The organism is Oleiphilus sp. HI0128 (genome assembly GCF_001635365.1).
Map to the genome: position 1 here is coordinate 1 of NZ_LWGG01000800.1, position 11,099 is coordinate 11,099.

12 protein-coding genes and 1 pseudogene are annotated in these 11,099 nt (G+C 45.5%); 3 read left to right on the forward strand and 10 right to left on the reverse strand.

All coding sequences use genetic code 11. The features are described from left to right. Both A3763_RS11620 and A3763_RS11625 read left to right on the forward strand, forming a co-directional pair. On the forward strand, nucleotides 1-327 hold a 327-nt coding region (locus A3763_RS11620), incomplete at its 5' end, for an ATP-binding protein (RefSeq protein ID WP_197482891.1). Between the two features lie 52 nt (nucleotides 328-379). Then, nucleotides 380-1,831 (forward strand): sigma-54 dependent transcriptional regulator, encoded by a 1,452-nt coding sequence (locus tag A3763_RS11625; RefSeq protein WP_068632946.1) that lies wholly within the window; start codon nucleotides 380-382, stop codon nucleotides 1,829-1,831. A gap of 2 nt (nucleotides 1,832-1,833) precedes the next feature. On the opposite strand, the gene thiO is transcribed toward A3763_RS11625, so the two are convergent. Further along, nucleotides 1,834-2,958 carry a glycine oxidase ThiO gene (gene thiO / locus A3763_RS11630; RefSeq protein WP_231872179.1) on the reverse strand — a complete coding sequence of 375 codons (1,125 nt, stop codon included), beginning with the start codon at nucleotides 2,956-2,958 and terminating at the stop codon, nucleotides 1,834-1,836. A 63-nt stretch (nucleotides 2,959-3,021) separates the two neighbouring features. On the opposite strand from thiO, the gene A3763_RS11635 reads away from it, so the two are divergent. Next, the gene (locus A3763_RS11635) at nucleotides 3,022-3,624 is read left to right on the forward strand and encodes a GspH/FimT family pseudopilin (RefSeq protein WP_068511756.1); all 603 of its coding nucleotides are present in this window, start codon (nucleotides 3,022-3,024) and stop codon (nucleotides 3,622-3,624) included. Here A3763_RS11635 and A3763_RS11640 read toward each other — a convergent pair. The 9 genes and pseudogenes from A3763_RS11640 to A3763_RS11680 form a co-directional block, all read right to left on the reverse strand. Beyond that, complete coding sequence (locus A3763_RS11640; RefSeq protein WP_197469610.1) at nucleotides 3,621-4,016, reverse strand: type IV pilin protein; 396 nt, start codon at nucleotides 4,014-4,016, stop codon at nucleotides 3,621-3,623. The two genes, A3763_RS11635 and A3763_RS11640, sit on opposite strands and share 4 nt — an antisense overlap. Before the next feature lie 1,537 nt (nucleotides 4,017-5,553). After that, entirely contained in the window at nucleotides 5,554-6,141 is a 588-nt protein-coding gene (locus A3763_RS11650; RefSeq protein WP_068567561.1) for a PilX N-terminal domain-containing pilus assembly protein, read from the reverse strand. A 32-nt stretch (nucleotides 6,142-6,173) separates the two neighbouring features. Then, nucleotides 6,174-7,166 (reverse strand): PilW family protein, encoded by a 993-nt coding sequence (locus A3763_RS11655; protein ID WP_068554084.1) that lies wholly within the window; start codon nucleotides 7,164-7,166, stop codon nucleotides 6,174-6,176. Continuing rightward, complete coding sequence (locus tag A3763_RS11660; RefSeq protein ID WP_231872180.1) at nucleotides 7,163-7,441, reverse strand: hypothetical protein; 279 nt, start codon at nucleotides 7,439-7,441, stop codon at nucleotides 7,163-7,165. The genes A3763_RS11655 and A3763_RS11660 overlap by 4 nt, the downstream gene beginning before the upstream one ends. A gap of 12 nt (nucleotides 7,442-7,453) precedes the next feature. After that, nucleotides 7,454-7,594, reverse strand: a pseudogene (locus A3763_RS30110) (prepilin-type N-terminal cleavage/methylation domain-containing protein); the annotation flags it as partial. 95 nt (nucleotides 7,595-7,689) lie between these two features. Further along, nucleotides 7,690-8,640 carry a 4-hydroxy-3-methylbut-2-enyl diphosphate reductase gene (ispH, locus tag A3763_RS11665; RefSeq protein ID WP_068512267.1) on the reverse strand — a complete coding sequence of 317 codons (951 nt, stop codon included), beginning with the start codon at nucleotides 8,638-8,640 and terminating at the stop codon, nucleotides 7,690-7,692. Continuing rightward, nucleotides 8,641-9,078, reverse strand: coding sequence for a peptidylprolyl isomerase (locus tag A3763_RS11670; RefSeq protein WP_197470190.1), 438 nt, complete (start codon nucleotides 9,076-9,078; stop codon nucleotides 8,641-8,643). Between the two features lie 56 nt (nucleotides 9,079-9,134). Continuing rightward, on the reverse strand, nucleotides 9,135-9,662 hold the full coding sequence (gene lspA / locus A3763_RS11675; protein ID WP_068553665.1) for a signal peptidase II: 528 nt from the start codon (nucleotides 9,660-9,662) through the stop codon (nucleotides 9,135-9,137). Between the two features lie 11 nt (nucleotides 9,663-9,673). Continuing rightward, nucleotides 9,674-11,099 (reverse strand): class I tRNA ligase family protein (locus A3763_RS11680; RefSeq protein ID WP_156495057.1); only part of this gene is annotated, 1,426 nt, incomplete at its 5' end.

Sequence of the window (11,099 nt, forward strand, 5' to 3'; positions counted from 1 at the left end):
CTATCCAAAACCACAAAGGATGGCCAAGCCTATATCGAAGTAATCGATCAGGGTGAAGGAGTCTCTGAAGAGAACTCCCATCATTTATTTGAACCATTCTTCACCACTGAATCTCAGGGCACAGGACTTGGTTTGTATTTATCACGAGAAATCTGCGAAGCAAACCAAGCTCATCTGGACTATATCAACCCGGCCAGTACCGAATTTCATCAGCATTGGAAGTTTGATAACCATCGACTAGACAATAAGGCTTATCAGGCTCTTAAAGACCTTAAGCTTGGTGCGTGCTTTCGAATTGTATTTGCTCACCACAAGCGAATTGTTTAACAATAGGCTTATTCTTCTTAATGCTTTCTAAGCGACAGACAAGACTCAATATATGACCAAGCAACGCGCCTTAATTATCGACGATGAACCTGATATTCGAGAGCTGTTAGAAATCACACTCATGCGTATGGGGATAGACACCTGTAGCAGTGCGACAATCATGGACGCCAAGGCCTACCTAAGTGAACAAAGCTTTGACCTTTGTCTCACCGATATGAATTTGCCTGATGGCAACGGCATTGATCTCGTGTCGTTCATACAAAAAAATCATCCCGATATGCCCGTTGCCATGATTACCGCGTACGGCAACGTCGAAACAGCCATCAGTGCCCTTAAGGCTGGTGCTTTTGATTTTATTTCAAAGCCTGTTGACCTTAATCAGCTACGAGGGCTGGTGACCAGCGCATTAGAGTTATCAAAACGTAAGGCAAACGAAAGTCCCTCTAGCACTCAACCCGAGCACATAAAAGGCAAAACAAAAGCCATTCAGAAGCTCAACAAACAGATCGATAAACTGGCACGTAGCCAAGCTCCAATTTATATTTCTGGTGAGTCAGGTAGCGGTAAAGAGCTGGTCGCTAAAATGATTCATCAAAACAGCCCTCGCGCTAGTACCGGCCGCTTTGTCCCGGTCAACTGTGGGGCTATTCCTAGTGAGCTGGTAGAGAGTGAATTCTTTGGCCACAAAAAAGGTAGCTTTAGTGGAGCAATCGAAGATAAATCCGGGCTATTTCGGGCAGCTGACGGCGGCACTCTATTTTTAGATGAAGTCGCCGACCTACCTCTTGAAATGCAGGTGAAGCTCTTACGTGCAATTCAGGAAAAGCGAATCCGGCCTGTTGGTGAACAGGAAGAGGTTCAAGTTAACGTCCGAATTCTTAGCGCCACCCATAAAGACCTGGCCAAACTCGTTGAAGATGGCAGCTTCAGGCAAGATTTGTTTTATCGAATTAATGTCATCAAACTCGATGTACCCTCGCTCAGGGAACGCAAAGAAGACGTTTCCTTACTCGCAGACTATTTCCTGGAAAAGATAGCCCGGGACTGTGGCGTCACAGACGCAAAGCTCTCCAATGCAGCACTTGAGAGCCTGTCAGAGTATAGCTTTCCAGGAAATGTACGAGAACTGGAAAATATCATCGAAAGAGCATTCACACTGTGTGAAGACAATATCATTGAACTTGGAGATCTGGACTTAAGCGCCGATTCAGCCGAAACGGGGCCAGATATCCAAAGCCCTTCTAATACTCAAGCGCCACCACAAACGACACACCGGATAGCGCAAGTACTGGGTAGCCGGGAACAAAACTCTGGCGCAGCTAAAGCAGGGATATCAGCGAGGCCTCCAGAACAGTCACTGGAAGACTATTTGGAAGAAATCGAACGGTATGAAATTGAACAAGCCCTAGCCGCCACAAAATGGAACCGGACGGCGGCTGCAAAAATGCTGGGAATTAGTTTTAGAGCCCTGCGCTATCGGCTGAAGAAGCTTGAGCTAGATTAGCTTCAAACTCTTATCAAAGGGTTATACGGTTCACTCGGTATAGGCGTCGATTCACCACTAACAATAGCGCTGAGTAAGGCAACCGAAGCGGGTGCGAGCACCAAGCCATTGCGATAGTGGCCGGCATTGATATAAAGGTTGTCAAACTCCTTCATTTGGCCAATATAGGGAATGCCATCTGGTGAGCCTGGGCGTAGACCCGACCAATGCGCACTGATAGGGCAGGAGGCCAAGCCCGGGAAGAGGTCTATCGCCATATCTGCCAATTCCTCTTTTGCTTGTTCCGTTGTGCGCTTATCAAAGCCGACGTCTTCCAGAGTGCTACCTGCCAGTACCTTTCCGTCTCTACGTGGAATCACATACTTACCATTGTTCATCACAACCCGGTTGACCAGGCCAATAGGCGCATCAAAAATTAGCATTTGCCCTTTAACCGGCTTAACCTCAATACCATCACTTTTCGCGACACTGCGACTCCAGGCGCCACTACAAATGACGACGGCATCAGCTCTATGCTCATCACCATTATGCAGCTTAACGCCATCGAGTTTGTCTTTATTCGTCAGAAACGATGAGACTTCAGCGCCCTCATGAATAGTTACTAAGGGGTTACGCTGCAAAGAGGTATACAAAGCCTGCAGTAAACGAGGGTTACGGATACTGGAAACTTGAGACATCCACAAACCATCTTTAACACCTTCACGCAAAGCAGGCTCAAGCTCATAGATTTTCTCAGCATCTACTGTTTCCATCCATTTATGATGCTCTTCAGACCACTTAAGTGCGGCTTCCCTATCCTCGACCTGAAGCATTAACAAGCCATGGCGAGTCAATTCCGGGTCAATATCACTCTCGGCCTCTAAAGACTGTGCGAGATTCGGGTAGTAGGACTGAGACCAGCTTGCCAAAGCCGTGACTGGCTCAGAGTAACGCCAAGGGTATAAGGGAGATACGATTCCACCTCCGGCCCAACTGGCCTCAGTACCGCAAGCACTTTTATCAAGCAGCACGACTTCAATGCCCTTTAACGCCAATTCTCTGGCTTGCATCATACCGATTGCACCGGCGCCAACGATGATTACTTTCAAGTTTCTCATTTCCTTTAGCAAGATGTTTTCGACTTGCATTTTATATCAATCGCCAAGAGAATACTCTTTCCAAGGGATGATCTTTATCAAGGAGTGATGAAAATGCCCCCTTCTGTTATGCACCGATGCAATAAGTACCATCAAGAACAAAAATCCAGGCAAAGTGGAATTACACTTGTCGAGCTACTCACCTGTTTGGCCATTGTTTCTATCTTGACCTTTGTCGTTATTCCTTCCTTCAATGACATTTTCCAAAATGCCCGTTCGGACAGCAATATCAACCACTTGAGCCAATTCATTCGACATGCAAAAAGAGAAGCGCTCGCCAGACAAACACGCATTACCTTATGCCCATCCTCTTCAGGCCTACAGTGCGAACAAGGTTGGCAAGCTGGCGCAATGATATTCATTGACGAAGACAAGGACCAGAAACGTGATGAGAGTGAACTATTACTCCAGCTCAAAACCCCTTTTATCCCTTCTGGAACAATAAGCTTTAACAACCCGACAAACAGAGTTGTTTTTTCCCGCCTTGGTTTTCCCCTTGGTAGTGCCGGAAGTTACATCTATTGCCCAGAAAACAATGACGAGAAATATGCGCGTGCCCTAATCATTAATTTCCAGGGTCGCTTAAGAATAGGGCGCGACAGTAACAGCGATGATATTGTTGAAGCGAGCGGAGGAAAGAATGTTAGCTGTGGTTAATTCCATTGCCCTTCTCTACGGCCATCAGAATATAACTCCAACCTCTCATCCGAACGAGTTTCAATGATCGGCTCAGCGACCAATGCATAACAAGCCCCTTCGTCACAATCACTTAGGCCAGAGTCAATGTAGAGATTGAAGTAGCCGTGATCCGATTCTAACTCGTCTTCATCATATGAAAGCAATTCCGATAAGCTTTGCGGGTAGCGCTGAAAGCTCATTGCATAACGCTCCAATTCAGTCTGCAAACGCAATAAAGAGGCCTTCCCCTCAGTCAAGCGGCTCCGCTGTTGGTAGGACTCGTATGAAGGTAAGGCCAGTGAAAATAGAATGGAAACAATTGCCAAACTTACAAGCAACTCTATTAATGTAAAGGCTCTAGAACGATTCATCGTTGCCACCATGATAAGCGCCTTATACCTTCGGCTAACTCAACGCCCAAGAGTTTAGACTCCTCTCCATAAAGGCTTTTGTTCTCGATAGCGAGAAGAGATAACAAGGCTGAATCAGATATCAGGTGGTCTATACGCTGCCTCGGGAAGCCTTCTTCATCAAGCAACAAATTTCCGGCTAATACTCGTGTCTGTTTTTTGTCCGCCAAGATATCGGTAATTTCTTCCCCGCTAAAAGCATGATATAGCTTCAAGGTATTCAAACCGGATTCTGAGCAATCATTGCAGTCTCGACGAAACGCGTTCAAGACAATTATCTCTCCCAAGTCGACTATTGCCGAGGTAAATACTTCGTTCTTGGGAAGAGTGCGAACCCATCCTCTATTTTTAACCCCGCTTGAGCTTAACTGAAATTCACTTACTCTCTGCCTGGAAAAGTCATCTATCAGACCATAAACTGAGGAGCCAGCCGAAAAGAATAACCAAACCTTTCCCTCAGAACCTCTTTTGAGTAAAGGTTTGTGAGAAATTGCACCTCTGCCTGCAAATAGTTTAGCTAGCTGAGGGGTCATATAGCGTTCTCGATGAGAGGAATACTTACCCGCTCTTGAAGAGGTGGCTGTATCCAGGGATCTAGTAAAGGTAAGAGAATACAAGCTGCCACTTTCCTGAACTCTAGATGCCTCAATCGTTCCGAAATACAAGAGATCAGTTAGGCCGTCTTGATCAATATCTGCTGCCGAAATCCCAGCTATATGACCACTCTTTACCTCAGGTCGAAATTGACGAAGCCAGACTTCTTTATCTAATGTCATTGTCTGCAAGTCATAAAAAAATAAGCCGGGCCGCAGTGTTCCTTGCCCTGCCCCAAAAGCCAAATACCAAAGAGGATCCCCACCAAAAGCATCGGGAAGAGTCAGGGCGGTAGGCTTGCTTGTACACGGCCCCATTGAAGTGTGTTTAAATTCAGCCAATAAAGAAGGTGTTTGTGCAGGGTCCGTAATATCGAATAATAGACACCTATTACTATGCTCACGACTCTGGCTACTATTGGTTCCCATACCCACCAGCAACAAAGTCCCCCAAGCTTGTGGATGTGCCTTTGAACGTTCATCAAATATTTTTGCATCAAAGGTATAGTAAGTGACATCAAGTAAGCTAGATCCACTTGCTTTCAGAGACTCAGATTCAGACTTAGTCAGATATTCAAGCTTGAGAGTTTGGTCCTCGTGTATATAAGCCCATAACTCCCCTGCGGATGTCTGCCCTCCCTCGGCATTATCTTTATCAATGGCATGCAGTTCACCCTCCCCTGANATGACATAGGCCATCGTTCTACGAGTCTGATACTGCGTTTTAAATTTTTTATAGCCAAGCGGGTCAATCGACGAAAAGGCGCGTGCGGGCTCGGAAACAACAATAGCGGGGCTCAACACCGCAACAGTCGATATCGGTTCACTTGCATAACACGCCATACTAGAAAGCAAGGAAAAACTAAACAAACACAAAACAAATGCAATCTTCATCCTTTTTTTCATCACGACACCTCGAAACGAAAGTCGCCAACAAGATGAACAGGGCCTTGGTTCTGACCAATTCCTGGCTTGCTAATACAGTGCAGCTGTAGGTATAAATAGCGCTGATCTGCGCTCCTTTGCACGATATGCTGACTATAAGAGTCGTACTGAAGCAAGTTATTCCCGGAATATTCCGGACGCAATCTGCTCTGAGTGATATAAACGTCTATCTCCATCTGTGAACTTGAAAACGATAAAATTCGCGTCAACGATTCATTATCTTCTTCGGCAATTACTTCGAGGTTCAGCAAGTCATCGATTAACTTGAAGCCTTCTGAGTATGACTTTTTGAGCTCAACATGACTATCTCGTCTAGAATCAATAAAGCTTTTTATTTGCTTCGCAGCTTGAAGCTGAAACTGATTTAGTTCATGACTGCTTTGTTGAAACGCCACTCTGGAAGACTGAGATTTAAAGCTTAGGTAACTGCTTTGCATCATCGTTGTTGAGAGTATTGTGAGGATCGCCAGCAACATTAATGACAAGACTAATGTAGCTCCGTATTGTTGCATGGCTCTTATTGGATAGGTCTTTGATTTTAGGTGCATATTGCCTCCTTGCTCATCACCGCTGTTATTAACTAAGTATTCTTCAAACTAAATTCTGACTGAAACTTTTTGAATTTATACCTCCGTTCATGCTCTTCTGGCTCGAACTCAAAACCTGTACCCAGTTTGAATTCTCTTTCCGGATTCTCATTCGAACTTGCCGATAGCTTGCTTTTGAATAAAGCGAAAACACGTACCGACAATACATCATTCCAGCTGAAAACGTTATCGGCAGTAAGATAGCGCTCCACCTTGCCATCACCACTTAGATCGAGCCCATATTCAAATTGCATTTGCGCCACACCATTAACCAAGCGCTGTTTGATAAAGCGGTTGCCGATCAGGGTATAACGACTTAAGCCGATACCTGAGACATCACAAAGCTCTTCATCTTTGCAATACTCCAGATAGTACATATCGATACTCAACAAGCTATTAACAACAAAAGCTGAGGGTGGCACTTGTTGCCGCGCTTTAGCCATATCTTTGCCCTGGAAAACAATCCCCCCTGTTTCAGGGCTTCCTCGAACAATAAAGCGTTTTTTATAGTACTTATTACCTAACTTTTCTTCAGGAACCGGGTCATTCACCGATGCGCGACGAACAAGTAGTACATCGCTATGAGGTACATAATCTTTGCTCAAGCAATCACTGGGTAATGCAGGAATATCATTTGCATTTTCTCGCCCGTCAAAGCCTTGCAAGCCTTGTTCAATATTGAGCACCCAAGCACTGTTGCAGTTGCCCGGAAAAGCACTAAGTTGCTTCGTTATCAGCGTTAATTCTCGGGAATCAACTCCACCCCAGAATCCAGCCATATTGATAGAGTCCTGCAAGACGGAAAAGCTCAATTGGGCACTATCCAGCATTTCATTTGCTCCAGTAACCCGGCTTGAAGCATCACGCGCAATTTTGAATACTTCAAATAAAGCCAGACTCAAAATTGAGCTCAGCGCCAAAGCGATCAACAACTCTATCAAGCTAAGACCTTTATGATATTCCAACTGATTGAGATGCCCCTTCATAGGCTTACACTCGACACTAGCTGAGATCTCCGATTACCCTGCTGCCGGGCGTGGTCTTCACTGGAATTCCAGCTCAAGGTCACTCGATAGTTTGAAGCACTAGATTCGATTAGCGCCAAACCTGAAGGTAAGCTTTCAGACACTTGTTGAGTCCAAAATTCAGCCCCCTGAGTTGAACCGCTTGCTTGAAGCTGATTTGAAATAGCACTCGCCAACAAACTAGCGCTAAAGTACTGCTGAGCATCGAGTGCCATCCTCATGCTGGTAATTTGCATTGAGGCGAGTCCTAAAATTCCGACACTAAAAATAAGCAAGCTGATGAGAAGTTCAATCAGAGAAAAACCTGACTGAGCAGCCTTTAAAGAAGCTATATTTGGCGCACGCGAGCACGTACTTAACTTACATGAAGTCTTTAACATCAGCATCATATCCTTTGATCGCTGGTTAATTGTGAGAAAGCGCTTATCCTTTGCGCTTGACTTATATGCTAACCAATTCGATTCTGGCTAGCAAATAATAAACTCTAAATATTTTCTGCGGGTATTCTTAGAGCTTTCGGCATGCTGAAAACGATATTTTCTTCACGGCCATCAGCCTCTTCAACTTCTTTAGCCCCCAACTCTACCAAACGATCGACAACTTTCTGCACGAGAACTTCGGGTGCAGACGCACCAGCCGTAACGGAAATTGCGTTTGCCGACTGCAACCATTCCGGTTGAATCTGTGAGTGATCATCAATCAAATAAGCAGGCGTTCCCATACGTTCAGCCAGCTCACGTAAGCGATTAGAGTTTGAACTGTTAGGTGAACCAACAACCAGCATCAAGTCAGTTGAGTCTGCCAAGCCCTTTACAGCATCCTGCCGGTTTTGAGTGGCATAGCAAATATCATCTTTACGCGGCCCCTGAATATTGGGGAACTTTCTACGCAAGGCATCAATCACTTTCGCGGCATCATCGACAGATAGCGTTGTTTGCGTGACATAAGCCAAAGCATCCGGCTTTTCTACAACTAAGCTTTCCACATCCTGTTCATCTTCCACTAAATAAATTTTGCCACCTGAAGAAGAGTCATACTGCCCCATCGTTCCTTCAACTTCAGGGTGTCCTTCGTGACCAATCAACACACATTCCATACCATCGCGACTGTATTTGGTCACCTCGATATGGACTTTAGTTACCAGTGGACAGGTCGCGTCGAAGACATTCAAATCACGCTCTTTTGCTTCGGCTTGAACCGCCTTGGATACGCCATGAGCACTGAAGATAACCAAGGAATCATCCGGTACTTCTTCCAGCTCATCGACAAAAATGGCACCACGTTGCTTTAAGTCATCGACCACAAAGCGGTTATGGACCACTTCGTGGCGCACATAGACGGGGGCACCAAAGACTTCGAGTGCACGATTAACAATCTCAATAGCACGATCAACACCCGCGCAAAAGCCACGAGGGTTCGCCAGTTTAATCTTCATTTACAAGGCCTCAACCGAGACAACTTGAACCTTAAACGACAAGGTCTGGCCCGCTAAAGGGTGGTTAAAATCAATGGTCACTTCATTTTCATCAAAGGCTTTAACCACGCCAGGCAACTCAGACTGGTTTGCGTCGGCAAAGGAGATCATTAAGCCTTCAGCTAATTCCATATCTTCCGGGAAGTCTGCTCGCTTCATGACTTGCTGATTGTTTGGGTTAGGCATGCCAAAAGCTTTCTCTGGTGGAACCTGCCATTCTCCTTCTTCGCCTTCACTCATCCCGTCTAAGAAGGATAAAAAACCATCGGGTAATTGACCATCACCATACTCAAAGCGTGCTGGGTTCTTATCAAAGGTAGAATCGATCACTGCGCCATCTTCCATACTTAACGAGAAGTGCAATGTAACCAGAGTATTTTCACCGACAACTAAAGACAAATTTTGTACCACTCAAATAACAAGGTGAGAGCCTGTGCTCTCACAAATACAAGGGACTATAAACCATCCTCAGAGTCTGGTTTATTGCCACGAAAAACATCTATGACCATCATTGCAGCACCAATAGAAATCGCCGTATCAGCGATATTAAAGGCAGGGAAATGATAGTTATTCCAATAGAAATGAAGAAAGTCGACAACATAACCTAAGGTCATACGGTCATATAAATTCCCTATCGCACCGCCTAATATCAAGGCGACCGAGCAGGCAACCCAAGGCTCTTCTCGTAAACCTCTTAGCCAGACAACTAACGCGGCACTGACACCGGTTGCCAAGATGACAAAGAACCAACGCTGCCAGCCTGACTCCGTTGCCAGAAAGCTAAACGCTGCACCGGTATTATGTAATAAGGTAAAGTTAAAAAAGCCATCAATCACCGGTACAGGTACCGCATACTCAAGATTCGTACTGGCATAAAATTTAGTGAGCAGGTCGACAACAATAATGACGGTGCTCAGTGATAGCCAGCGCAGCATATGGGCAAACAAGCTCACCTGCGCTGAATCATTCGCTGTATTGGTCATGTTTGCTTGGCTCATGCGAACTGTCGCTGTTCGCCAGCGCCATCAACATTATCAATACAACGGCCACATAAATCTTTATGCGTTTCATGCTGACCGACATCTTCACGGTGATGCCAGCAACGCTCACACTTCTGGTGTTCAGATGCTTTAACATTGATCAGTAAGCCTTCCATTTCGCTTGGTAGCGCACCTTCAGCAGCCGATAGTTCGCCAACTGTCGCCTCAGAGGTGATCAAGACAAAACGTAGCTCATCGCCCAAGGACTTAAGCACTTCGTACAAACCGCCTTCACAATACAAGCTCACTTCTGTTCCAAGAGAACCTTTGATCTTGCCCGCATTACGCTCTTCTTCGATACGCTTATTCACAGCCGTTTTCGCTTCTAGCACCGTTGCCCAGAACTCAGAACCTTGCTGGCTATCTGCATCCATCGCAAACAAACCTTCGTACCAGGAACAAAGCATTACGCTTGATGCACGTTCTTCACCCTTAGGCTTAGGCATAACCGCCCAGATTTCGTCTGCAGTAAAGCTTAGAACTGGCGCAATCCAGCGAGTCATCGCTTCAAGAATATGGTACATCGCTGTTTGGCATGAACGACGAGCTAGACTATCTGCCTGAGTGGTGTACTGTCGATCTTTGATGATATCCAGATAGAAACCACCTAAATCAACGCCGCAGAAGTGAACAATTTTCTGTGAAACACTAAGAAAACTATACTCGTCATAAGCTTCTTGCAATTCAGTTTGAAGCTCTAAGGCTTTATCAACCGCCCAACGATCTAGTGACATCATCTCTTCAGGCGCTACCAAGTCCTTCTCTGGCTCAAAACCATTGATATTAGACAACAGGAAGCGCGCAGTATTTCGAATACGACGATAAGATTCGGCAGCTCGCTTGAGGATCTCGTCAGAAACCGTCATTTCACCACTATAGTCTGTTGCCGCTACCCAGAAACGCAAGATATCAGCCCCTAGCTTGTTCATCACTTCTTGTGGCGAAACAACGTTACCCAAAGACTTGGACATCTTCTTGCCTTCACCATCAACGGTGAAGCCGTGTGTTAACACCTGCTTATAAGGTGCTGCATTATTAATCGCGATACCCGTCTTCAAAGAGGACTGGAACCAACCACGGTGTTGATCCGAGCCTTCCAAGTATAAATCGGCAGGGTACTGACCTAGCTCTTCGCGCTGCTTTAATACCGCGGCATGCGTCACGCCCGAGTCAAACCAAACATCTAAAGTGTCGGTTACTTTTGTGTAATTCTCAGCGTCATCACCTAATAATTCGCTCGCATCCAATTCGAACCAGGCATCAATACCCTTCTGTTCAATTTTCTCAGCTACTTTAGCGATCAAATTTTGTGTATCAGGATGAAGCTCTTGTGTCTCGTTATGAACAAACAAAGTAATCGGAACACCCCAAGTACGCTGG

What these genes read in the sequence shown, in the direction of transcription:
- A3763_RS11625 (WP_068632946.1), top strand. Translation starts at nt 380, where the DNA reads ATGACCAAGCAACGCGCCTTAATTATCGACGATGAACCTGATATTCGA.
- thiO (WP_231872179.1), bottom strand. Translation starts at nt 2,958, where the DNA reads ATGCAAGTCGAAAACATCTTGCTAAAGGAAATGAGAAACTTGAAAGTA.
- A3763_RS11635 (WP_068511756.1), top strand. Translation starts at nt 3,022, where the DNA reads ATGCCCCCTTCTGTTATGCACCGATGCAATAAGTACCATCAAGAACAA.
- A3763_RS11640 (WP_197469610.1), bottom strand. Translation starts at nt 4,016, where the DNA reads ATGAATCGTTCTAGAGCCTTTACATTAATAGAGTTGCTTGTAAGTTTG.
- A3763_RS11650 (WP_068567561.1), bottom strand. Translation starts at nt 6,141, where the DNA reads ATGCACCTAAAATCAAAGACCTATCCAATAAGAGCCATGCAACAATAC.
- A3763_RS11655 (WP_068554084.1), bottom strand. Translation starts at nt 7,166, where the DNA reads ATGAAGGGGCATCTCAATCAGTTGGAATATCATAAAGGTCTTAGCTTG.
- A3763_RS11660 (WP_231872180.1), bottom strand. Translation starts at nt 7,441, where the DNA reads ATGCAAATTACCAGCATGAGGATGGCACTCGATGCTCAGCAGTACTTT.
- ispH (WP_068512267.1), bottom strand. Translation starts at nt 8,640, where the DNA reads ATGAAGATTAAACTGGCGAACCCTCGTGGCTTTTGCGCGGGTGTTGAT.
- lspA (WP_068553665.1), bottom strand. Translation starts at nt 9,662, where the DNA reads ATGACCAATACAGCGAATGATTCAGCGCAGGTGAGCTTGTTTGCCCAT.